Source organism: Clostridium sp. CM037 (assembly GCF_055081095.1).
Genome location: NZ_CM143650.1, coordinates 3,349,928 through 3,372,696, shown reverse-complemented (window position 1 = coordinate 3,372,696; position 22,769 = coordinate 3,349,928). Strand labels below are relative to the sequence as shown.

Sequence of the window (22,769 nt, the reverse complement as noted above, 5' to 3'; positions counted from 1 at the left end):
TTTATTTTTATATTATTTTTATTGGAGTGGTAATTAATCCACTAAAATTGTTATTACTGGCAAACTTAAAAGTTACATCTTTATTTTTAGTGATTTCCCCCCAAGTAATCATATTATCCTTATAAACTCCATTATCGGAAATGTCAAATATTAACGGCGTGCTTCCGTCAATATTTGATAAGAAGTCTAATACTAATACTGCATCATCATATAGAGATTTTTCTATGGGAGCTAGTATAACTTTTTGATTGCTAAAGTTTATTTTAATAATGTGGTGTAGGTTTTTTAGTGGGGATAGATCAACAATTTTATTACCACTAAAATCTACTTTTTTTAGCCATTTTAATTCTGCTAAGGCAGACACATCATCTATATGGTTATTATTCATTTCTAAATCCATTAATTGCTTCATTTCTAAAAGTACATCTAAATTATCAATGCTATTTTCATTTAAATATAACTGCAGTAAATTTTCCGAATTTTTAAGTGCACCAATATTATTTAATAAATTTTTACTAGCATCTAAATATTGCAATCAAACTAAATTTAATAGGGGCATCGTAGTCCGAATTTTATTGTTATCTATATTTAAGCTTCTTACATACACTGCATATTCTAATCCTTTTAAATTTTCAATGCTTTTAGAACTTAAATTTATTTCTATTGGTAGCTTTTCCATATCATTATTAGTAATTTTATGATTACCATCTCTACCTAGCATTTCATTTAAAGTTTTTTTTAAATCAATATCAGGCATATCTATTTCTTTTTCTTCTGCAACTTTTAGTGAAAGTTCTATAATAAAGCCATCGTTATTTTTACTGGGATTTGTTTTACAAAAGGCATCCTCAGTCACAAAAAAATCTTTAGAACTCGTTACACCAGATATATAGGCAATACCAGTATTACCTAAATAGAAAGAGTCACAACTATCTTTTTTACTTCCTCCAATATAGGTTGAATAAATCAACTTATTTCCATCTTCATTAAGCTTAGATAAAAAACCGTCTCCATTTCCTGCAAAATATTTTGTTTCATAAGCTCCATTGGTAACATTAAAATCACAGGAGGTGGTATTCCCAACTAAATATAAATTATTGTTATTATCTAATCTAATGAACTTTACCTCATCGGTGCTACTCCCTCCTAAATAGGTTGAATATAATAGTTTGGAGCCATCACTGCTCATTTTGGTTACAAAAATTGATTGATTCCCTCCAGGAAAACTAGGATTAAAGGCACCTTCTGTAACAATAAAATCTCCGAAAGTTTTTCCAGACACATAGGCATTTCCTTCTTTATCACAAGAAATAGCAGTTCCACTGTCAGCAATTTTTCCACCTAAATAGGTGCAATAGACAACGGTGCCATCATTAGTTAACTTTATGATAAAAGCAGCATTAGCTCCGCCACCAAATTGTTTTTGAAAAGCGTTTTCTGATACTTTAAACTTGTTTTGATAAGGCTTGCCATTGTAATAATTATCAACTATGGCATAGTCTGCAAAGCCTGTGGCATATACATTTCCTTTATCATCCACGGAAATTGCCAGTCCGGTGTCTTCTTGTTGACCACCTAAAAAGGTTGAATATAAAAATTCACTACCAGTGCTATTAATTTTAGTTATAAAAGCATCAACACTTGGCAATCCACCAGCATATGCTAGTTTTTCTTGATATGGCTTGCCTGTTATTGGAAAGTCTGCAGAAGTAGTTGAGCCTGTTACCCAGGCGTTTTCAGCATCATCTACTGCTATGGCATAACCTACATCTGAACTAGAACCGCCTAAATAAGTTGCATAAATTACAGTAGGTTTAGTTTCAAAGGTTTTTCCTTCTACTTTTGCTACAAATGCATGAGCTAACCCATCGGTTTTTCGCTTAGTTTGAGCAGCATTTTTTGTAACTGGGAAATCAACATCTTTCACGTCAGCTATTAGGCCTGTAATATAAATATCACCTTTTTTATCTATTGTGAGTCCATAGCCTAAACAAGGTTTGCACAGTAAAAAATCTTTAAGAAGTTACCAGAAGAGTTAAATTTTTTTATAACAACTAATCCTTGATACAGGGTTGATTCTTCTGCTGAAATCTCATTAGTTAGTACATAGAAATTTCCCTGTTTGTCCGTTACAATTCCATTAATAAAGCAATGATCTTTTATATTTAAAAAGGTAGAATAAATCGGATCATTTTCTATCATATTTTCCTCATCCTCTCAATAAAACTCATCATAGGAACATAAATCTGGTTGCTTAGAAGTCTGCATTTTTGGATACTTACCGGTAACAGTATATGTAACAAATATTAAATAGTGAATAGTGGACAAATGCTTACCACCAACACTTTAGCATTTGTATCTTAAAAATCATTGATATAAGTGATGTTCGGGTTTTTTTACTATCAATAAAATAAAAAAAACAGGAGTTCAGCCTATTTATATTATTCAAAATGCGATTTTTCAGAACCTTCTCAAACAGGATTTTACATTTTTTAGGATACGGCATTTATGCAGTTCCAAGCCCTTATTGCAACATTGGTAATCGATCAATTTTAAAAAATTCAGGAAAAACGCAGGAAAATCAAAAAAATCTTCTTTATATTGGGTCTGTTATCTTTTCCTTGATGTAAATATAGATGAATTTATGGGTGTGTCTCCTGATAAAAAGTATGTTCTTTATTCAGAGGCAAGAACCATTCCTAAATGTGAAAGTCCGGAATGGCAAAAAGCTCTTGATTCAGGAGAGCTTCTTCATAAAAACGTAAAATTATTAAATTTATCTACAGGCGAAATTACGAATGTAAATACAGAAAGACTTAATAGTGATGCACAATTTATATGGATAAGTAAGAATAAAATTTTAGCGAATTATTTTGAAAAATGGGCAATCATTGATAAGGCAAAATAGAAACTTATCTTTGTCTAATATGTTTTTAATAGAGTCTATATCCTGGATATTAATGATTATTTTTGAAATCCCATGGGGATGGTTTGCAGATAAATTTGGGTATAAGAAAACACTTGTTATCTCAAATTTTATATTTTTTATATCAAAAATAGTTTTTTATAAATCAAATTCCTTTGGGATGTTCCTCATAGAACGAGTGTTATTAGCAGTAGCATTAGCCGGAATTTCAGGTTGTGACATTGCTCTAATATATTCATCAGTTAAGCAAGAGGAGAGTGAAAAAGTATTTGGAATATATAATGCATTTTCAACTGGTGGTTATTTAATTGCCTCTATTATGTTTTCAATACTCGTAAAACAGTCCATGGATAGTACTGCATTTTGGACTATTATACCTTATGCAGTGGCAGCAGTATTAACTTTGTTTATAAAAGAGGTTAATGTGCAGCAAATCGAAAAGCCTAAGTTTAAGCAAAGTTTACTAACAGCTTTTAAAAACAAAAGCATTATTATATTGGTAATTTCTTTTGCCTTAATAAATGAAGGAGTTCAAGTAGTAGGTGTATTTTTAAATCAATCACAATATGTGCGTTGTGGAATAAGTATTAAATATTTTGGAGTATTGGCAGTTGTTATGCAAATAGTTCGATTGAGTTCAATTAAAGCTTATAAAGTAAGCATTAAGCTAGGTTCCAATAGAAGTATTCAAATTATATATATGATTATTACTATATGTTGTACAATACTTATATTTACATCTAGCGCTGCATTAACTATACTTTCAATAATTGTTATATGTGGAAGTGCAGCTATAATTTCACCTATAGTTTTAGATATTGAAAATAGAAATATAAGTACTGCTAGCAGGGCGACCCTTTTATCAGTATTTGCTATGTTTGGAGATTTAACTGCTGCAGGAGCAAATGTAATTATTGGAAAGACCGCTGATATTTCAACGTCCTCAGCATTTATAACTTGTGTGATTATGTGTGTTTGTGCATATATATTATTGCTTCTCTATAAAAAAACATCAAAGAAATAAGTACAAAAAAACAAGTTAATTAATAGTAGCCCCTAAAATAATGCAACAATATCAGTAATACCGATGGATTGTTATGCTTGCCTATGAAATCACACTTTGCATCAAACATAGGAAAGCATATTAATAACTTTATATTAAGTTATATGTAATACAAACTGGTTTGTTATTTAGGGGCTCATTAACTACTACAGCATCTATATTAAATATTTTCCTTAAGTTATCTTTAGTCATTATTTCTTTAGGACTGCCAGTGCAAACTATGTTACCATCTTTAATTCCTACCATATAATCTGCAAACCTTGCGGCATTATTTAGATCGTGAATAACCATAACAATGGTTTGTCCTTGCGTCTTATTCAAACTTTCTAGTAATTGTAGAATTTCTAGCTGATGTGCTAAATCTAAATAGGTAGTAGGTTCGTCTAATAATAATATTTCAGTTTCTTGGGCGAGTGCCATAGCTATCCAAACTCTTTGCCTTTGGCCACCTGACAATGTCTCTATAGGTCTGTCCTTAAATTCTTGCATGCCAATTATCTTCAGTGCCCAATCTATTTTTTCTTTATCTTGACTAGTTAGTTTACCGAATCCACTTTGATGGGGAAATCTTCCATAGGATACGAGCTCACCAACAGTTAATCCATTTGGTGCTTGAGGACTTTGTGGCAAAACCGCCATTTCTTTAGATATGAAACTAGAACTTAAATCCTGAATGTCATTATCATTTATGTATATGACTCCATTTTTAGGCTTCAATATTCTTGCAATAGTCTTCAATATAGTTGATTTCCCACATCCATTAGAGCCTATAATAGTTGTGATTTTTCCTTTAGGTATGTTCAAATTTAAATCTTTTACTATGTCAAAATATCCATAAGATATAGATAAATTTTCGGTTTTTATGCTGTTCATATGTAACCTCCTAAGTTATTCCTTCATGATTAAATAGATGAAATAGGGTACGCCAATAATTGAAACAACTATTCCAATGGGCATTTCAATAGGAGCTAAAACATTTTTAGCTATGGTATCAGACAATAATAAAATTATTGAACTAACTAGTGCTGCAGTTGGTATTAATAATTTGTGCTTTGGTCCAACAAGCCGCCTTGCTATGTGTGGGGAAATTAGCCCTAAGAATGATATGGTTCCGGCAACCGCCGTAGCCGTACCAGCTAATGCCACGGTATATATTAGTAGTGATCTTCTTTCTTTTTCTATATGTACGCCGAGTCCAACTGAGAGTTCGTCGCCTAAACTTAAAACATCTAGATATCTTGCTTTATAAATTATAAGTCCGGTAAAAATAAATACAAATGGCAGAGTTGCAATAACATAACTCCAATTGGTTCCCCAAATACTTCCTGAGGTCCAAACCATTATTTTGTTGAAATCTTGAGTTGTAAATCTAAATTGAAATAGGATCAATATAGCATTAAAAGCAGAATTAATACCTATCCCCATCAAAATCAATCTAGTAGGATTTAGCCCCTTTTTCCAAGCTAAAGTATAAATAAGGAAAGCTGCAAAACCTGCTCCAAGCAAAGCTACGATAGGTATGGTAAACACTGTTAGCATGCTTATATCAGAATATACTTCTCCATTCATAAAATATATATAAATAACTACAGCCAAGGCTGCACCAGAACTTATGCCTAATATGCCGGGGTCAGCCAGATCATTTTTAGTTATTCCTTGAAGTACGGTTCCTGCTATAGCTAAGGCACTTGCCACAAGTATAGCTATAATTATTCGTGGAAGCCTCATAGTGAAGAGTACCAGTTCCTGCTTTTTATTTCCCTGCCCAAATAAAGTTTTAATTACATCTAGAGGACCTATAGCAAAAGTTCCAATATTAAAGCTAATTATAAATATTGAAAAGAGTAGAACGAATAATATGCTTATAATCAAAATTAGCTTTTTCTTTCTTTTATGGTTTCGCATTATAATGAATTGGCCTCCTTTCTGACAATATATATGAAGAAGGGTACACCCAGTAATGCTGTTAGCGACCCGATAGGAGTTTCATAAGGCTGATTTATCATCCTAGCTGCTATATCGCTATAAACTAGCAAATCCGCACCGAGTACTAGTGAACACGGGATTATAAATCTATAATCTGGTCCAACTAAACTTCTTACAATTTGTGGCACAATAAGCCCAAGAAAAGAAATATTTCCGGCTACCGCGACTGAACTACCGCTAAGTAATATTACGATGACTATACCAATAAATCTTATGATATTTGTCTTTTGACCAAGGCCTATGGCAATCTCTTCCCCTAGACTTAAAATGGTTATTTTAGGAGATATAATTATTGCGGCAATGACACCAAAGGCACCAACGGAGGCTAATAATTTTACCCCTTGCCATTTTGCAGTAACAAATCCACCAGCAACCCAAAAGCTTAGTTGCTGAGATAAATTAGAATACATTGCAATAGCGGTTGCGAGAGATATTAAAAGAGTTCCTAGAGCAGTTCCCGCTAAAATAAGTTTAATGGGACTAACACCTTTACTAGATTTTGAACTTAATAGATACACGAATACACCACTTAAACTAGCTCCAATAAAAGCGAAAAAGATCAGTCCTGAAGTCCCTATATTAGCCCTCATTGCAAAGGCTATAGCTATGGTAAAAGTTGCACCTTGAGTAATACCCATTATAGAGGGGTCAGCTATTGGGTTTCTTGTTATTCCTTGCATTATAGCACCAGATACTGCTAAAAAAGCTCCGACCAAAGCAGCTGCAATCATCCGGGGAAGTCTTATATCACGGATAATCTTTGAGTTTATATCAACGCCATCTAAAAATATGCTATTAACTACTGTATATAGGTCTATATGTTTTGCACCCAGGGATACGGACAATACCATACCAAAAAATAGTATAATAAGTCCAATTACAATTAATAATGAGCTTATGATTAGTCTATTCATTTTTTTCTTATGTTCTGTAACTATCGATTTTTCCATTAAAGCGGTACACCTCACATTAGCCTTAGATTAAAATGTATTAGGATAAAAGGGTGATAACGGTATATGGAAATATATCATTTATCACCTAGAAATATAATATATGTTATTTCACGAATTCTTTCTTTATCAAATCAAGTAATAATTCTCTTCCTATTGGAGAATAACCTTGTGCAAAATATGGGCTACTATCAAGTGTTGTAACATTTCCATTTTTTACAGCTCTCATGCTTTTCCAAACAGTACTACTCTCTAAATCTTTTTTATCAGCATCAGCTGCTATAACCACAATATGATCTGCATCAATGGATGATAAACCTTCCATAGTTACTACTGGTAAACTTATTCCTTCTTGCTTTGGAATGTTAGACGGTTGAGCTAATTTCATATCTGACAATAGTATTGAACCTATACCTGCATCACTGAAAATATAAAATTTGCCTGAACTTGCAAGTAGCGTAAGGTAAGTTTGCGGGCCATTTTCTTTCTTTATCTCAGATCCTATATGAATAGCTTTTTTATCGTATTCAGCTAGCCATTTTTGAGCATCTTTTTCTTGCCCAAATAGCTTGGAAACATCAGTTAATCGGGTCCGCCAATCGTTAGCATAGTCTTTAAGCATTACGACAGGTGCAATAGCTTTTAACTGAGCATATATTTTTGTTTGCCTTTCGCTCATTAAAATTAAATCTGGATCTAATTTTAGTATAGCTTCCATATCCATAGTATCCATCATGGAAAAGCCTACAAGTTCAGAGGTACTCATTTTATCTTTTAGATAACTTGGTATTTCCGTAGTTTTATAAGAATCAGCATTTGCAGTACCTACGGGGATATGGTTTAAAATTAATAATTCCTCGCTTGATCCAGATATATCTACAATACGTTTAGGGGGGGTAGTAGGGACTGTTACATCACCTTTTATTGTACTAACCACCTTGGTTACACTCTTTTCTTTAACTTCTTCAACGGTTTTTGAACAACCTGTAAAAGCTATAATGGAAATTACTGTTAATGTTATTAATCCTAATAATCTTTTTTTCTTCATAATAAATCTCTCCTAGTTTAATTTGAATTAGATATGTATACGACCCAATGATTAACCGAAATCATAAATTATTTATATGAGTGATAATTGCAAATGACAATCATTATCAATGAATCACAATTTTTATTATATCAGAACTACTAAATATGTCAATAATTTTTTAAAATTTTAATAAAGACTATGATTGATTTATGATAATGTCTTACTATACCACATTTGATTATGTCCCAAATATGAAAACATTGTATAATAAACCTCATGACTAGAAATGAGGTGCCGATAATGAGAAAGGTGAATTTAACTATGGAAGAAATAGATAAGTACTCTACTATAAAAAAATTAGTAGAAACAGATGGAAATAAAAAGCGAGCAGCTATAGCTCTCAATTGTTCAGTTAGGCATATTAACAGAATGGTTAAGGGATATAAAGAAAGTGGAAAGGAATTCTTTATTCATGGTAATCGAGGGCGGAAGCCCTCACATGCCCTCACTGTTAATACAAAGCAGTTAATCCTGGATTTATACCGTACCAAATACTCTGAAGCCAATTTTACTCACTTTTCTGAATTACTAAAAAAACATCACAATATAACGGTTTCTACTAGCACTATTCACTCTATCCTTATACAGGATTTCATCCTGTCCCCTAAGGCGAAGCGTGCTACAAGAAAAAGGATCAAGGCAGAATTAAAAGAACTACAAAAAACAACTAATTCTATTAAAGAAATTGCTGAAATTCAAAGTTCCATAATTGCTGCCGAGGATGCACATCCTAGACGTCCAAGATGTGCTTATACAGGTGAAATGCTTCAAATGGATGCTTCGGTACATCTTTGGTTCGGTAATGAAAAAAGTCAGTTGCATATCGCTGTAGATGATGCCACTGGCGCTATTATGGGGGCTTATTTCGATCCACAGGAAACTTTAAACGGATACTATCATGTACTACACCAAGTGCTTACTGACTATGGTATTCCCTACATGTTATTCACTGATAGACGTACTGTATTTGAATATAAACAAAAAAAATCCCCTTCAGTTGAAGAGGACACATTTACACAGTTTAGCTATGCGTGTAAACAATTGGGTATAGAAATTAGAACCAGTAGTGTTGCACAAGCCAAGGGACGCGTAGAAAGAATGTTTCAGACGTTACAATCACGCCTCCCCTTGGAAATGCGACTAGCTGGTATAAACACAATTGAGCAAGCAAACGAATTCTTAAACTCCTACATAAAAGAATTCAATGCTCAGTTTGCATTACCTGTTGATGATATCAAATCTGTCTTTGAAATGCAACCAGATAATGAAAAAATCAACTTAACTCTTGCCGTATTGACTAGTAGGAAGGTAGATAACGGAAGCTGTATCAAATTTAAAAAGAATTACTATTTACCTATAGATTCCAATGGTCATCCTGTACATTATCGCAAAGGAACATCTGGAATGGTAATTCAGGCATTTAGTGACGAGATTTTCTTGTGTGTAGATGAAAAGGTTTATGCGCTAGATTTATTACCAGGGCATAAACTTTCCTCTAAGAACTTTGATTTAGTTGTTCCAAATGACCAACCTAGAAAACGCTACATACCACCAATGAGTCATCCTTGGAAACAAGATTCTTTTGAGCGGTATCTAAATAAACAGGCTCACCGCAGCGATAATGTAGCATAGGAACACTAAAAATCTGTTCATTTTAGATCTTTGAAAAAGACAATCTTCTAAGGTTTATTAAGTGAACCCAAAACATATCTCAATAATAGATTAAGAAACTGGCCAATGGAAGCAAAAGCTAATAAAATCAAATTGACAAAAATAACTGGATTCCCATTCACTAGCTACGCTAATATAAATGGAAGGATTCTTGCATACCCTCAAAAACAATTTTTCAGTTTTAATGACATTTCAGAAGGAGATGCTTTAATGCATCAAAAATTATAAGCCTACGGCTAAAAGATATTTAGGAAAGATTTTAGGAGAAATTTCAAAGTAACTAAATAATCTTATATCCAGTTTGCACAACATGCATTAGGTAATCAAAATCAATGTAAAAGCACCAGAAAAACTGGTGCTAATGTTTTAAATATTTTGGGACATTTTCAAAAATGCTTGACATAATTTTTTAAAATTTTAATAAAGACAAGATTGGGTGCAAAGTTTAAGGCTAAATAAATCTTTAGCCTAGAAACGGTACAAAAAAATAATTTGACTATATATTGGTATAAAGAAGAAATGTTTACGTTTATGAGTAAAGATAATCAAAATAAATAAAGATGGAGAGGCTAGTATGAAAGTTGATACGATATTAAACAAGCAAAATATAAAGAATGCATTTTTTGTGATACTGGGGTGTTTATTATCTGCTATAGGTGTAAATATGTTTTTAGTAAATGCAAAACTATTCAGTGGAGGTCTGTCAGGTATGGCAATTTTAATACAGTATGCTTTGAAGGTTCCAGCAGGATATACTGTACTACTAGCTAATATACCTTTATTGGCATTAAGTTATAGGAAATTAAACAAAAGATTTACTATATACAGTATGATAGGGACTGTATCACTATCGCTATTTTTAGTAATGACTAAAAATTTAAGCAGTATTATTACGGTACATGATGCGCTTCTAATTTCTGTATATGGAGGGGTATTAATGGGCGCAGGAGCAGGGCTTGCATACTCAAACCACGGCTCAGAGGGTGGTATGAACATAATAGTAATGTTAATTAAAAAGAAATGTGATAGTTTTGATGTAGGTCAATTGGGTTTTATTGTAAATTGCATTATAGTATTTTTAGGAATGCTACTAAATGGAATAACTATTGCATTATACACGTTAATGAGCATGTATATAGCAGCTTTTGTTACAGATAAGATAATCCGCGGTTTATCACGAAAAAAGGTATTACTTATAATTACAGATAAAGAGGAGGAAGTTTGTGAGTATATAACAAACTCTAAGCACCGTGGAGCTACAATACTAAAGGGCAACGCACTTACAGGCAAAGAAAGAAAAGTTATCTATTGCATAGTACATGTATCAAAATTACCAGAGTTTAAATATTCAGTGCAGAAAATAGACGAGGATGCTTTAATTTCAATAATAGATGCTTCAGAAGTAGATGGTAGAGGATTTAATTCGAATATTTTATAAAAGATATTATCTCAAATTAATTCGAGGAAGTGTTAATAATGCTTGGAAAAAGACTATGTTTAGGAGACACTATTGGACTCATTGCTCCTGCCAGCCCAGAAAATATTGAAGCAATACAAAAGGCAATTTCATTTCTAAAAAATAGAGGGTTTAATATAATAGAAGGAAAACACCTATATGATAAGTGGGGATATCTTGCTGGCAAGGATGAAGACAGAGCAACAGATATAATGGAAATGTTCAAAAATCAAGCAGTAGATATGATCCTCTGCATAAGAGGGGGATATGGTTCAAGCAGAGTACTCCCTTATCTAGATTTTGATGTAATAAAAAAAAATCCAAAGATATTTGCGGGTTTTAGTGACATAACAGTTTTTCTAAATTCATTTTATGAGAAATGTGAACTAACTACATTTCATAGCCCAATGGGCAGTTCTAATCTAGAAGATATTGAAACTTTTAAAAGTTTTATGTTCACATTTATGGAAGGGTATAAGCCCTATACTATTAAAAACCCATCTGGATTTACTACTAAGTGTATTACAAAAGGTAAGGCTGAGGGTAATCTTATAGGTGGTAATCTTGGGCTATTATGCAACTTGCTTGGAACTCCCTATGAAATTAATATGAAAGATAAAATCTTCTTTATAGAAGAGGTTGGCGAAGAACCTTATAGAGTTGATAGGATGCTAACACAACTCCTATTAGCTAAAAAACTTCAACAGTGCAAGGGGATTATTTTAGGCCAATTTAAAGGTTGTGATTTACCTAGTTATCAAAGAAGCCTTACTTTAGAAGAGGTTTTTCAAGATAGATTATATAAGTTAGGTATCCCAATGTTTTCAAGGTTTTGCTCAGGTCATGACTATCCAAAACTCACCCTTCCCATTGGAGCAAGGGTGGAAATGGATGCTGAGACTGGAGTTATTCATGTAATGGAAGGCGTAGTGGAGTAATATAAAAGCTTGCAACTTAAAAAAATTGCAAGCTTTTATTTAAAATATCTTATTTTTTTACTGGTTCAAGACTTGCTTGGAAGTGTCTAAGAACAGCTGGCTCCCATGTAATTCGGTAACCTGTTATTTCGCTTGCCCTTTTTTTAATTGCAATTAGGGCATCTGCCATAATATCGATATGTGATTGAGTATAAACACGACGTGGAATTGCAAAACGTGTAAACTCAAATTCTGATTCTATTTGTTTTCCTGTATCAGGATCATTTCCCATCATATAAGATCCAATATCGCATGTGCGAATTCCGGCTTCTATATAAAGCTCAATCGCTAGAGCTTGCCCTGGAAATTCATAGTATGGAATCTGAGGTAACAACGCCTTTGCATCTACAAATACACCATGGCCTCCTACTGGTGATTGGTACGTAACGCCTGCGTCATCAAGTCGTGCTGCAAGATACTCCATTTGTCCAATACGATAGTTAAGGTAATTTTCATCAAGTCCTTCATAAAGACCAATTGCTAAACTCTCAAGATCACGACCTGAAAGACCGCCATAAGTAATAAAACCTTCGAATAAAATTGTACGTGCCTTACAAAGTTGGAACAATTTATCATCATATTTAATACCAATTAATCCACCCATATTGACAATTGTGTCTTTCTTAGCACTCATTGTAAACATATCTGCATAACTAAACATTTCTTTTACAATTTCTTTAATTGATTTATCTGCAAACTCTTTTTCTCTTAGTTTTACTAAGTAAGCGTTTTCAGCATAACGTGCAGCATCGATACATAATTTAATACCATATTTTTTACAAACATTTGATGTTTCTCTTACATTTTGTACAGATACTGGCTGACCACCTGCTGAATTATTTGTAACTGTAATAACAACAAGACCAATCTTATCGGCACCATACTCTTTAATTAAAGATTCTAATTTTTCAACATCCATATTTCCTTTAAAAGGTGCTCTTTTAGCTGGATCCTTAGCCTCAGCAACAACACAATCAATGGCTCTTGCACCTGTTGCTTCTACGTGTGCTCTTGTTGTATCAAAGAAGGTATTAGAGATAGCGTATTTACCTTTTTCCATTAATAATCCAAACATAACCTTCTCCGCTGCGCGACCTTGATGAACTGGCTGAATGTATTTATAACCAAAAATATCTTGACCTGCTTCTACAAGTTTATAGTAACTTGATGAACCAGCATAGGCTTCGTCGCCTCTCATGATACCAGCCCATTGTTCTTGACTCATTGCATTAGTTCCACTATCTGTTAATAAGTCAATATAAACATCTTCACCACGAAGGTTAAACATATTGTATTTTGCTTCAGCAATCTTTTGTTTTCTTTCCTCACGTGTAAGCATCTTAAGAGTCTCTACCATCTTAATTCTAAATGGTTCTGGTATATATTTTATGCTCATAATAAAAACCTCCATTTTATTTATTTAAAATGTAATTATGTTGAATGAATAAATCATTGCCCCCCTGTAATATAATGGTTTTTATATTTTAAACCCCCTATAGAACGATTTTATCACTGCAATAATATCTAGTCAATGGTCTTAATAAAATTATTAACAATAAGTAGAAATAATTACTAGTAAATGGGATTTGTTATACTGTTTTGCCTGATTTAAGGATTTTTTATAGCTTTAAATGAATTTGTAGTTGATAAGTAATTACTTTATTAATAATAAATTATTAATAAAGTAACGTTTACGTTGTAACTTTTATATAATTGTGATAATCTATATAGCATATTATAAATTTAGATTTTAAAATTTCTATAATAAATACACTAGTTATGAAGTTCCATATAAAGTGGTGTAATAAATATATAAGAGTAGGTGGAAAAATGAATGACATTATGTTAAAACAATATAGCATTCTTGTAGAATTTTTAGGAAAGTCCCTAGGTCCAGACTATGAAGTTGCTTTACATGATTTTGGATACGATACAAATTCCGTAGTTGCAATAGCGAATGGATATGTTAGCGGACGAACAGTTGGTGCTCCCATGACTAATCTAGCACTGAGTATTATATCAGATAAGAGTTATAAAAATAACAACTATAAACTCAACTATAATGGAGTTTCTAAAGATCAACGCATATTGAGATCTTCAACCATGTTTATTAAGGACGATAACGATGAGCTTGTGGGGATGTTGTGCATTAATTTCGACGATAAAAAATATGTAGATATAAGCGACCAAATATTAAAGCTTTGTCACCCAGATAAATTAATTGAGCAAAATAGCACATATGAATCTGTTAATTCTCTTTTGAATGATAATACTGAGACCTTTTCGGGATCTATTGCCGAAGTAACAGAAACTGTTTTAAATAAGGTATTAGACGACAATAACATCCCTATTGATCGATTGTCGAAGAATGAACGGATAAATATCATTGATATATTAAACCGAAAAGGTGTTTTTATGCTTAAGGGAGCTGTAAGTGAAGTAGCAAAACAACTTTATTGTTCAGAGCCTAGTATCTATCGCTATCTTAGCAAAGTCAATAGAAATATGGATTGTACTTGATAAAGAAAACAAATAAAAAACCTTGAAATTCAAAGGTTTTTTGTTATATGATGCACCATAATAAGAAACCTGACTGAAATAAAAAGCAAAAAAGTTAATTATAAATAAAGAACATACCATATAATTATGGTAGTAGGAGAAAGTTGTGAAATGATAAAATATTTACAATCAAAAACAGTTAAGATAACTTTGTCTGCAACAATAGCAATTATTATATCAAATTATATGGGATTAGAATTTGGAGTAACTTCGGGTATAATTGCAATATTAAGTATTCAAGATACGAAGAAAGAATCTATATTAGTTGCAGGTAGGAGAATAATCGCATCGACCGTAGCTATACTTTTATCTTTTATGTTATATATTTTACTTGGTAATAATCCTATTGTATTTGGACTATTTTTACTTATATTTATACCGATAACTAATATTTTGAAAACAAGTGAGGGTATGGTTATTGGCGCAGTATTATCAACACATCTTTTAATAAGTACAGATATTAATATTTTTTGGATTATAAATGAAGCAAAGTTAACTATAATAGGTATTGGGGTTGCAATGGTTTTTAATTTATATACAGCATCATTAGAAGAGGATTTTGAGAAGAATAAAGAGAATATAGAAGAACAATATAGATTAATATTATCAGATATGGCATTAAGTTTGATTTCACAAGCTGTACCAATTTATGAGCAAGAAGTAATTTCGAGTGTTGAAAAACTAATTAAAAATACTAAATTGATGGTACAAATAATAAATAATAATCATTTGTTTAAGAGTAATGATTATTATGTAAGTTATATAGATATGAGAAAAATACAATTAGAGGCTATAAAAAGAATGAAAAGACATTTTTCAAGATTTTATATAACCTATGATCAAACTATAACATTGTCAGAATTTACTAATGATGTTGCAACTAATATTCATGAAGATAATGATTGCATCGAACTTATTAATAAGCTCACTTTACTTAGGAAAGATTATGAAATTATGGCATTGCCAAAGAATAGAAATGAATTTGAAAATAGGGCATTATTATTTCTATTTTTAAATGATTTAGAGGACTTTTTAATTATCAAGAAGGAATTTAAAGAATGTTTTGAAAATTAACAATACGTAGTCAAGTCTAAACAAATTCATAACATATTATTTACAATTAACTACTATAATAACTACAACGAATATATATATCAGAGGCTTTGAAAATTTTAGTTTTATTAATCTAGTATTTTATTAGAAAGGTGAGGATTAAAATGAAAGAAGAAGAATTGTTATATAATGTGATTTTTCCCGAAGATAGTGATCCTAATTATATTAATTATGGTTATTTTATTGGGAAGAGTAAAAAAGATGTATTTAAATTGAAAGCTATTATAAATGAAAGTCAATTAAATCCAATATTAATTTGTGATGGCAATAAGGCAAATGCTTTTTTTGCCAAAGTTTTTCAAAGTGAAGTAGATAGGTTTTTGAAAATTGTAAGTGAACTTAAGTTTAAACAAATTAAAATAAATAGTTGTCATATGAACGAAGTAAAAAACATGTTTGAGGAAGATATAATGAATCACCGGAAAAAGGGGTATAAGCCAGCTAGATATCTATTACCACGGAGATTTAATAGAGGAATAAGAAATTGGAAATTACCAGATATAATAGAGCTAAATTCAAGAGATGAAAACAAACCAACATTAAATGGAGTAATTAATCTATAAAGATTCAAAAGGTCTATTTATTTTTAATATATATTTTTCTCGCTATTAAATAAAGGGCTTTAGCAATTTTGCTAGAACCTTTTTGAACTTTATTTATCATAAATGAAAGTAATAAATTTTATATTACGTAAAAATCATCCATAGAAAGGGGATAACTTCAATTTGCTATCGTATATCAGTATACTGAGTGGTGTTAAAATGACCAAAATAGTTTTGGGCTGGATAATTCATATCATCATAAAATATTAAACCATCTGCAAGCATAGTTTCCTGGCCATTAGCATATTTCCAAATAGACACATTTTCAGATTTATCACTACGGAAGAATATGATGTCTTTGTTATTTATATATATTGGCGAAAAATCGAAATAATTTTGGTTATTTGTAAGCTGTTTTATTTGTTTTGTAGTTGTATCAATACTGAAAATATGGTGTCGCCCGTTTAAAAGCCATTGAGTTAAGCCGCTAGGCACATATTTTTGTTCTTTAGAGGAAGCATATAGGATTGTATTCTCATCATTTGTGTAATAAGGTGTCATGATTGTTTTTCCCTTTGGGGATAAGGACTGAAATTTGCCAGTTAAGATATCTAGAACAACTAAAACTTTGTTATTACCCATCTCTCTACCACCACCGTAGATTAATGCTAAAGAGTTACTGTTTTTAGGGTTTGGGTATATATTATCACTATAGCCTAGTGAAATTATATTTGGATTAGTATATTCTATTAATTTATTTTGTGAAATATCGTACACTGCCAAATCAACTCCATCTGCTGGAAGAGAGCCTGCATGTGGATGTTTCCATATATACAGATACTTATCATCATTTGATATACCGATTATGATAGGATACATTCCTAAATCGTCACCTGTATCTATTTTACTTGGGATTGATTTTATAACTATTTTTTGTGTTTTTGCTATTGGATCAAAAAATAATATTCCATAATCATTTCTATAATCAGATCCATTTTTTTTATAGTATAGGTACTGCTCTGCATATATTCTTCCTTTACTATCTAAGGTAATATTTTGGTAATTAAACTCATTTTGAAGGTAAGGTTTACTGATTTTATTTACAACATCATAAACATATAAGCCGCCAGTGGTAGGAGAGTATAGTAAAGTATTTTTATCTTGCCATGCAAATGATAACTGTGACGCATTATCGACTACTTTTATATGTTCCAGTTTATCCGTTGTAATATATAAAACACTATCATTCATGTATGAAACCAGACTTTTATCAGGAGATATGAGTGGGTGAGAAAAGGTACCTCCACTATCTAATGTGATATTATCATTTTTATCATTTAAGGAGACTAAAAGTAATTCATTTTTCCGTATTACCACAGCGTTCATACTTTTAATGTCTGGAGTTTTTTTTATTGCAGTATTTTGTAATTTAAATGTTCCTATGCTCTTTTCGCTTTTACTGATTTTTGATGGATAGCCGCTTGTAATGCCAATAGCAGCTAGCAATAACATTGTAATTGTTAGGCTTTCCACCTTTACTTTTATATTTATCATGATTTCATACCGCCAATCTATCTTTTTATAGATAGCATTCCCTGATTTCTATGAAACAAACTGGAATAAAAAATAGCCTAAATTATATTATACAATTTAGGCCGTTTTGAATAAATATCTCTTTATATGAGTTTAAATCTTCTTCATGTAGTTGCGCAACATCTGCAAACTTGTATTCCTTATTTAATAAGGAATATTTATTTTGTCCAAATTGATGGAAGGGTAATAGATTTACTTCGGCTACACCCACTTCTTTTAATAGATTACAAAAGCCCTGCGCATCTTCCAAACTATCATTGATACCAGGTATTACGGGGATACGTATAATAACCTCTTTCATTACATAATCAAGGCTTCGGTATTCTCCGAAGACGGTGGAGGATTTTACAGCTGATTTTGAAACGGTATTCGGAAAAGGTGTAACAATTGTAGATTTATAGAATATAAATAAAGCTAATCTGTATTTTTTTACAGGTTGGCTTTTTATTTAGAAACACTAATTTCTAATGAAAAAAATACAATATATAGAAATTCAACAAAAGTACTTGCAAATATACTTTTACGCATTTCATGAGTTTGTGGTATATTATTATTAATTGAAATTGTAATATGATAGCTATTTCATTTAAGTAAACCCGTAGATGTAGTTATTAATTAATATGCTATGATCAGAACAAAAAAATAAGAAATAGTGCGTATGAAAAGAATTGCAGGAAGGAGCACTTTTAATGGAGAAAAGTATGGATGAAGAACTTTCTAGTATATTTATAATTTTTGGTGGAACTGGTGATTTGACAAAAAGAAAACTTATTCCAGCTATTTTTAGTTTGATGTACGAGGAGAAATTACCTGAAAATTTTACAATTGTGTCTATAGGAAGACGGGAAAAAATAAATCAGCAATATAGAGAAGAAATGTATGAATCAGTGAAAAAATTCTCTAGGTTTTCTTTAAATGAAGAACTATGGGATAAATTTAGTAAGAAAATTTTTTATAAGAATTTTGATTTTACTTCAGATAATGAAGCGTACAAGGATTTAGATTCATTTTTGGAAACAATGGAGACTAAATATTTAACTGGAGGCAAAAGATTATATTATTTAGCAGTTGCACCAGAGTTTTTTGAAGGGATAATTAGAAATTTAAAGAATAATGCTATGGTTTGCAAAGACACTGGCTGGCAGAGGATAATGATCGAAAAGCCTTTTGGATCAAGTTTGAAAACGGCTAGGATTTTAAATGATAACATATCAAAGCTTATACCTGAAGAGGATATATTTAGAATAGATCACTATCTGGGAAAGGAAATGATCCAAAACATATTAGCAATAAGATTTGGTAACTCATTATTTGAACCACTATGGAATGCAAATTATATTGATAATATTCAAATTACGTCCTATGAACTTTTAGGCGTAGAGAACAGAGGCGGATATTATGAAAATGCTGGTATTTTAAAAGATATGCTTCAAAATCATTTGTTACAAATATTGACTATGATTGCGATGGAACCTCCAGTAGACTTCCAACCTGAATCTATAAGAGATGAAAAAGTCAAGGTATTACGATCACTCAGACCTTTTACCGCTGAGACTTGCACGGAAAATATTGTTCGGGGTCAATATGGCTCTGGCTTTGTCAATGGTATAAAAGAGGTGGCGTATAGAGACGAAGATAGGGTATCAAAAGTGTCAAACACAGATACTTTTATAGCCCTTAAGACTTATATTGACAATTTCCGGTGGGGAGGAGTACCCATATATATAAGAGCAGGAAAAAGAATGGATACTAAAAGCACAGAGATAGTTATTCAGTTTAAAAAACTTCCTGGAATTAATTATTATAAGGAGTTTAATCAGATTAGTCATAATCTTTTAGTCTTAAAAATTCAGCCAGAAGAGGGCTTTTTCTTTCAGATAAATGCTAAAAGGCCAGGTAGTGAATTTAAAATGGAAAAAGTTGAATTAGATTATTGTCAAAGCTGTAAGTATTTAAATGATTCACCCGAGGCTTATGAGAGGCTATTACTTGAAGCAATTAGAAATAACTCATCTTTGTTTACTAGATGGGATGAACTTGAATACTCATGGAAATTTATTGAAAGTATTGAAAAAGGATTTGAAAATAATATACCTAATTATCCTAATTACTCAGCAGGGACCTCAGGCCCAGAGGAAGCAATGCATTTAGTTGAGCGGGATGGCGGACAGTGGTGGAATACAGCACAAAATTAAGGAGGCGTAACATGATTATATATGATATATCTATGACTATAGAAAAAAGTATGGGAGTATACAAGAATATAGAGGGAAAAAGACCAGTGATTAAATTTGAAAGGAAAATCACAAAGGATAGCATTAATGAATCTAGTATATGTATGAATTTACATACAGGAACTCATATTGATGCACCGTATCATGTAGATGATATGGGTGCTACTATTGATGCTATTGATTTAAATAAATTGATTACAAAGTGTAGAGTTTTGGATTTAACAAAAATAGTAAATGGAATAACAAAAGAAGATCTTATGGATAAAAACATAAGGCCAGGTGAATTCTTATTGCTTAAAACTCGCAACTCATTCACAAATGAGTTTGAATTTGATTTTGTTTTTCTTGAAAAAAGTGGAGCAGAGTATCTAGCAGAAAGAGAAATAATTGGAGTAGCAATAGATTCACTTGGAATAGAAAGGTCTCAGCCAGAACATGAAACCCATAAAATTCTTTTTAGCAAGGGAATAACTATAATAGAAGGTGTTAGACTAAAAGAAATAAAAGAAGATGAATACTTCATGTGTGCTATGCCACTTAAAATTAAGGGAGCAGATGGTGCTCCTGCTAGGATAGTTTTAATAAAAGACTTAATATAAGTACTTATAGTTCAAAACTTAAAAATTATATAAAATTACAGTTTTTGTTTTAATAATCCCAACTTATTTATGGTATAATTAAACAAGTAATTTAAAAATTGTAAGTAAACGCTTGCAAATTAACGGGGTGAATATGATGAATGTAAAAGAAAGAATTGAAGAGTTAAGAAATGGTATGAGAGAAAGAGGCATAGAAGCATATATAGTACCTAGTTCAGATCCACATCAAAGTGAATATGTAGCAGAACATTATACTGCTAGAACGTTTATAACAGGATTTACAGGTTCTGCTGGTACTGCAATTATAACACTTACGGATGCTTATCTTTGGACAGATGGAAGATATTTTATTCAAGCAGAAAGTGAATTACAAGGTACAGGTGTAACTTTATTTAAAATGGGAGAGAGTAATGTTCCAACTGTTGAGGAATTTTTGAAGGAATCTCTTAGCGAAGGAGCAAAGATTGCTTTTGATGGCAAGGTTATTTCAGTAGAGTATTTTAGAGGGTTAGAGAAAGCGTTAGAAAGTAAGAAATTTTCATTTGAAGTTAATGAAGATTTAATAGATAAAATATGGAAGGATAGACCAGCAAGACCCTCCAGTGAGGTGATTTTGCACGATATAGTGTATGCAGGAAAGTCAAGAGGAACAAAACTTGCGCAAGTAGTCCAGGAAATGAAGAATATGGGAGCAAATTACTATGTTATATCAGGACTCGATGATATAGCATGGCTATTAAACATTAGAGGAAGAGATGTAAAATGTAATCCCTTAACAATAGCTTATACAGTTATCTCAGAGGAAAAATGTTATTTATTTATAGATGAAATAAAGATTAATTCAAAAGTTAGATCTGAGCTTGAAAAGGCCAATGTAGAAATAATGCCATACGATAGCATAGGGGAATTTTTAAAAAATATTAAAGCCGGAACAATATTATTTGATCCAGCGAAAAACAGTACTTGGATATATAGTGCCATAAAGATTAAAACGGTAGAAGCTATGGATATAACTACAAAATTTAAGGGTATAAAAAATGATGTTGAAATTCAAAATGTTAGAAAGGCAATGGTACGTGATGGCGTGGCTATGGTTAAATTTATAAACTGGATGAAAAAAACTATAAAAACGCGTAATATTACTGAAATAGAGGCATCAGATAAAATTTGCGAAATAAGAAAAGCAGGAGAAAATTTTTATGATTTAAGTTTCGCATCTATTTCGGCTTACGGAGCAAATGCATCTATGCCTCACTATACTGCTACAGAAAAAAATCAGGCTACTATAAAGAAAGAAGGCCTTTATTTATTAGATTCTGGTGCTCAGTACTTAGATGGAACAACAGATATTACAAGGACCCTAGCAGTAGGCCCATTAACGGAAGAAGAGAAAACAGATTTCACTCTAGTTTTAAGAGGAATGATTGATTTAAGTATGCAGAGATTTTTATATGGAACCACTGGTTCAAACTTGGATATTATAGCTAGAATTCCACTTTGGAATGCGGGTATGAATTTTAAACATGGAACAGGGCATGGAGTAGGTTTCTTTTTAAATGTTCATGAGGGGCCACATCGAATATCTATGGCTGCCAGTACTATTAAGCTTGAAAAAGGAATGATAGTGTCCAATGAACCAGGGGTTTATAAGGATGGAAAACATGGTATAAGAATAGAAAACTTAGTTACTGTTAAGGAAGATGAAAAAACTCAATATGGTGGACAATTTATGAAGTTTGAGACTTTAACCTTTTGCCCTATAGATTTAGAAGCTATAGATGCGCTTTTATTAACATATGACGAAAAGGCGTGGCTAAATAATTATCATAGAACCGTATTTGAGAAACTTTCCCCATATTTAAAAGGAGAAGAACTAGAGTATTTAAAGGGTGCAACAATAGCAATATAAATATAAGATTAATGAATTAATAAGGGTTAAAGAGATGCAAATGCATCTCTTTTTTATTTCCTTATTAGCAATGCTTTTGCATGATTACTTTTAGTTTTAGT

22 protein-coding genes are annotated in these 22,769 nt (G+C 31.7%); 12 read left to right on the top strand and 10 right to left on the bottom strand.

Going from position 1 to position 22,769, the window contains the following annotated elements; all coding sequences use genetic code 11:
• Window positions 1-7: 7 nt before the first annotated feature.
• The 3 genes from ACWJKP_RS16180 to ACWJKP_RS16170 are packed head-to-tail and all read right to left on the bottom strand — an operon-like array spanning window position 8 to window position 2,202.
• A complete protein-coding gene (locus ACWJKP_RS16180) occupies window positions 8-535 on the bottom strand; it encodes a leucine-rich repeat domain-containing protein (RefSeq protein WP_165411611.1) in 528 nt (175 codons plus the stop codon).
• The gene (locus ACWJKP_RS16175) at window positions 536-1,927 is read right to left on the bottom strand and encodes an SBBP repeat-containing protein (protein ID WP_165411612.1); all 1,392 of its coding nucleotides are present in this window, start codon (window positions 1,925-1,927) and stop codon (window positions 536-538) included.
• A 59-nt stretch (window positions 1,928-1,986) separates the two neighbouring features.
• The gene (locus ACWJKP_RS16170; protein WP_165411613.1) at window positions 1,987-2,202 is read right to left on the bottom strand and encodes a hypothetical protein; all 216 of its coding nucleotides are present in this window, start codon (window positions 2,200-2,202) and stop codon (window positions 1,987-1,989) included.
• Between the two features lie 442 nt (window positions 2,203-2,644).
• Here ACWJKP_RS16170 and ACWJKP_RS16165 point away from each other — a divergent pair, with 442 nt between their 5' ends.
• Both ACWJKP_RS16165 and ACWJKP_RS16160 read left to right on the top strand, forming a co-directional pair.
• Complete coding sequence (locus tag ACWJKP_RS16165) at window positions 2,645-2,908, top strand: hypothetical protein (RefSeq protein ID WP_224578789.1); 264 nt, start codon at window positions 2,645-2,647, stop codon at window positions 2,906-2,908.
• Window positions 2,892-3,950 carry an MFS transporter gene (locus ACWJKP_RS16160; protein ID WP_165411614.1) on the top strand — a complete coding sequence of 353 codons (1,059 nt, stop codon included), beginning with the start codon at window positions 2,892-2,894 and terminating at the stop codon, window positions 3,948-3,950. The genes ACWJKP_RS16165 and ACWJKP_RS16160 overlap by 17 nt, the downstream gene beginning before the upstream one ends.
• A gap of 129 nt (window positions 3,951-4,079) precedes the next feature.
• Here the strand turns inward: ACWJKP_RS16160 and ACWJKP_RS16155 are convergent, their stop codons facing one another.
• From ACWJKP_RS16155 to ACWJKP_RS16140, 4 genes are all read right to left on the bottom strand, one after another.
• Entirely contained in the window at window positions 4,080-4,862 is a 783-nt protein-coding gene (locus ACWJKP_RS16155; protein WP_165411615.1) for an ABC transporter ATP-binding protein, read from the bottom strand.
• Window positions 4,863-4,877: 15 nt separating this feature from the next.
• Window positions 4,878-5,894 (bottom strand): FecCD family ABC transporter permease, encoded by a 1,017-nt coding sequence (locus tag ACWJKP_RS16150; protein ID WP_165411616.1) that lies wholly within the window; start codon window positions 5,892-5,894, stop codon window positions 4,878-4,880.
• Window positions 5,894-6,925 (bottom strand): FecCD family ABC transporter permease, encoded by a 1,032-nt coding sequence (locus ACWJKP_RS16145; RefSeq protein ID WP_224578791.1) that lies wholly within the window; start codon window positions 6,923-6,925, stop codon window positions 5,894-5,896. The genes ACWJKP_RS16150 and ACWJKP_RS16145 overlap by 1 nt, the downstream gene beginning before the upstream one ends.
• A gap of 106 nt (window positions 6,926-7,031) precedes the next feature.
• Window positions 7,032-7,973 (bottom strand): ABC transporter substrate-binding protein, encoded by a 942-nt coding sequence (locus ACWJKP_RS16140; protein ID WP_165411617.1) that lies wholly within the window; start codon window positions 7,971-7,973, stop codon window positions 7,032-7,034.
• A gap of 303 nt (window positions 7,974-8,276) precedes the next feature.
• Between ACWJKP_RS16140 and ACWJKP_RS16135 the strand changes: the two genes are divergently transcribed.
• The 4 genes from ACWJKP_RS16135 to ACWJKP_RS16120 all read left to right on the top strand — a co-directional run bounded on the left by ACWJKP_RS16135 (window position 8,277) and on the right by ACWJKP_RS16120 (window position 12,080).
• Window positions 8,277-9,647, top strand: a complete 1,371-nt coding sequence (locus tag ACWJKP_RS16135; RefSeq protein ID WP_462961669.1) for an ISNCY family transposase — start codon at window positions 8,277-8,279, stop codon at window positions 9,645-9,647.
• A gap of 105 nt (window positions 9,648-9,752) precedes the next feature.
• A complete protein-coding gene (locus ACWJKP_RS16130) occupies window positions 9,753-9,914 on the top strand; it encodes a hypothetical protein (protein WP_165415094.1) in 162 nt (53 codons plus the stop codon).
• Window positions 9,915-10,260: 346 nt separating this feature from the next.
• On the top strand, window positions 10,261-11,124 hold the full coding sequence (locus ACWJKP_RS16125; protein WP_165413088.1) for a YitT family protein: 864 nt from the start codon (window positions 10,261-10,263) through the stop codon (window positions 11,122-11,124).
• Window positions 11,125-11,162: 38 nt separating this feature from the next.
• The gene (locus ACWJKP_RS16120; RefSeq protein ID WP_165413089.1) at window positions 11,163-12,080 is read left to right on the top strand and encodes a S66 peptidase family protein; all 918 of its coding nucleotides are present in this window, start codon (window positions 11,163-11,165) and stop codon (window positions 12,078-12,080) included.
• A 49-nt stretch (window positions 12,081-12,129) separates the two neighbouring features.
• Here ACWJKP_RS16120 and ACWJKP_RS16115 read toward each other — a convergent pair whose 3' ends face one another.
• Window positions 12,130-13,515, bottom strand: a complete 1,386-nt coding sequence (locus tag ACWJKP_RS16115) for a tryptophanase (protein ID WP_165413090.1) — start codon at window positions 13,513-13,515, stop codon at window positions 12,130-12,132.
• A gap of 383 nt (window positions 13,516-13,898) precedes the next feature.
• On the opposite strand from ACWJKP_RS16115, the gene ACWJKP_RS16110 reads away from it, so the two are divergent.
• The 3 genes from ACWJKP_RS16110 to ACWJKP_RS16100 all read left to right on the top strand — a co-directional run bounded on the left by ACWJKP_RS16110 (window position 13,899) and on the right by ACWJKP_RS16100 (window position 16,354).
• Entirely contained in the window at window positions 13,899-14,639 is a 741-nt protein-coding gene (locus ACWJKP_RS16110) for a helix-turn-helix transcriptional regulator (RefSeq protein WP_462961316.1), read from the top strand.
• Window positions 14,640-14,789: 150 nt separating this feature from the next.
• Window positions 14,790-15,752, top strand: coding sequence for an aromatic acid exporter family protein (locus ACWJKP_RS16105; RefSeq protein WP_165413092.1), 963 nt, complete (start codon window positions 14,790-14,792; stop codon window positions 15,750-15,752).
• A gap of 143 nt (window positions 15,753-15,895) precedes the next feature.
• Window positions 15,896-16,354 (top strand): hypothetical protein, encoded by a 459-nt coding sequence (locus ACWJKP_RS16100; RefSeq protein ID WP_165413093.1) that lies wholly within the window; start codon window positions 15,896-15,898, stop codon window positions 16,352-16,354.
• A 165-nt stretch (window positions 16,355-16,519) separates the two neighbouring features.
• On the opposite strand, the gene ACWJKP_RS16095 is transcribed toward ACWJKP_RS16100, so the two are convergent.
• Together ACWJKP_RS16095 and ACWJKP_RS16090 are read right to left on the bottom strand one after the other, a co-directional pair.
• Window positions 16,520-17,887 carry a TolB family protein gene (locus ACWJKP_RS16095; RefSeq protein WP_462961315.1) on the bottom strand — a complete coding sequence of 456 codons (1,368 nt, stop codon included), beginning with the start codon at window positions 17,885-17,887 and terminating at the stop codon, window positions 16,520-16,522.
• A gap of 82 nt (window positions 17,888-17,969) precedes the next feature.
• Window positions 17,970-18,227, bottom strand: coding sequence for a glycyl-radical enzyme activating protein (locus ACWJKP_RS16090; RefSeq protein WP_165413095.1), 258 nt, complete (start codon window positions 18,225-18,227; stop codon window positions 17,970-17,972).
• A gap of 388 nt (window positions 18,228-18,615) precedes the next feature.
• Between ACWJKP_RS16090 and zwf the strand changes: the two genes are divergently transcribed.
• The 3 genes from zwf (at window position 18,616) to ACWJKP_RS16075 (ending at window position 22,668) form a co-directional block, all read left to right on the top strand.
• The gene (gene zwf / locus ACWJKP_RS16085) at window positions 18,616-20,121 is read left to right on the top strand and encodes a glucose-6-phosphate dehydrogenase (protein WP_202881869.1); all 1,506 of its coding nucleotides are present in this window, start codon (window positions 18,616-18,618) and stop codon (window positions 20,119-20,121) included.
• An 11-nt stretch (window positions 20,122-20,132) separates the two neighbouring features.
• Entirely contained in the window at window positions 20,133-20,759 is a 627-nt protein-coding gene (locus ACWJKP_RS16080) for a cyclase family protein (RefSeq protein ID WP_462961314.1), read from the top strand.
• A 136-nt stretch (window positions 20,760-20,895) separates the two neighbouring features.
• Window positions 20,896-22,668 (top strand): aminopeptidase P family protein, encoded by a 1,773-nt coding sequence (locus tag ACWJKP_RS16075; RefSeq protein WP_165413125.1) that lies wholly within the window; start codon window positions 20,896-20,898, stop codon window positions 22,666-22,668.
• The last annotated feature ends 101 nt before the right edge of the window (window positions 22,669-22,769 follow it).

Bases quoted from the DNA above. Each gene is read 5' to 3' on its own strand.
- ACWJKP_RS16145 (WP_224578791.1), bottom strand. From the start codon at position 6,925: ATGGAAAAATCGATAGTTACAGAACATAAGAAAAAAATGAATAGACTA.
- ACWJKP_RS16075 (WP_165413125.1), top strand. From the start codon at position 20,896: ATGAATGTAAAAGAAAGAATTGAAGAGTTAAGAAATGGTATGAGAGAA.
- ACWJKP_RS16100 (WP_165413093.1), top strand. From the start codon at position 15,896: ATGAAAGAAGAAGAATTGTTATATAATGTGATTTTTCCCGAAGATAGT.
- ACWJKP_RS16105 (WP_165413092.1), top strand. From the start codon at position 14,790: ATGATAAAATATTTACAATCAAAAACAGTTAAGATAACTTTGTCTGCA.
- ACWJKP_RS16130 (WP_165415094.1), top strand. From the start codon at position 9,753: ATGGAAGCAAAAGCTAATAAAATCAAATTGACAAAAATAACTGGATTC.
- ACWJKP_RS16140 (WP_165411617.1), bottom strand. From the start codon at position 7,973: ATGAAGAAAAAAAGATTATTAGGATTAATAACATTAACAGTAATTTCC.
- zwf (WP_202881869.1), top strand. From the start codon at position 18,616: ATGGAGAAAAGTATGGATGAAGAACTTTCTAGTATATTTATAATTTTT.
- ACWJKP_RS16165 (WP_224578789.1), top strand. From the start codon at position 2,645: ATGGGTGTGTCTCCTGATAAAAAGTATGTTCTTTATTCAGAGGCAAGA.
- ACWJKP_RS16170 (WP_165411613.1), bottom strand. From the start codon at position 2,202: ATGATAGAAAATGATCCGATTTATTCTACCTTTTTAAATATAAAAGAT.
- ACWJKP_RS16125 (WP_165413088.1), top strand. From the start codon at position 10,261: ATGAAAGTTGATACGATATTAAACAAGCAAAATATAAAGAATGCATTT.
- ACWJKP_RS16095 (WP_462961315.1), bottom strand. From the start codon at position 17,887: ATGATAAATATAAAAGTAAAGGTGGAAAGCCTAACAATTACAATGTTA.
- ACWJKP_RS16135 (WP_462961669.1), top strand. From the start codon at position 8,277: ATGGAAGAAATAGATAAGTACTCTACTATAAAAAAATTAGTAGAAACA.
- ACWJKP_RS16080 (WP_462961314.1), top strand. From the start codon at position 20,133: ATGATTATATATGATATATCTATGACTATAGAAAAAAGTATGGGAGTA.
- ACWJKP_RS16115 (WP_165413090.1), bottom strand. From the start codon at position 13,515: ATGAGCATAAAATATATACCAGAACCATTTAGAATTAAGATGGTAGAG.
- ACWJKP_RS16150 (WP_165411616.1), bottom strand. From the start codon at position 5,894: ATGCGAAACCATAAAAGAAAGAAAAAGCTAATTTTGATTATAAGCATA.
- ACWJKP_RS16110 (WP_462961316.1), top strand. From the start codon at position 13,899: ATGAAGTTCCATATAAAGTGGTGTAATAAATATATAAGAGTAGGTGGA.
- ACWJKP_RS16120 (WP_165413089.1), top strand. From the start codon at position 11,163: ATGCTTGGAAAAAGACTATGTTTAGGAGACACTATTGGACTCATTGCT.
- ACWJKP_RS16090 (WP_165413095.1), bottom strand. From the start codon at position 18,227: ATGAAAGAGGTTATTATACGTATCCCCGTAATACCTGGTATCAATGAT.
- ACWJKP_RS16155 (WP_165411615.1), bottom strand. From the start codon at position 4,862: ATGAACAGCATAAAAACCGAAAATTTATCTATATCTTATGGATATTTT.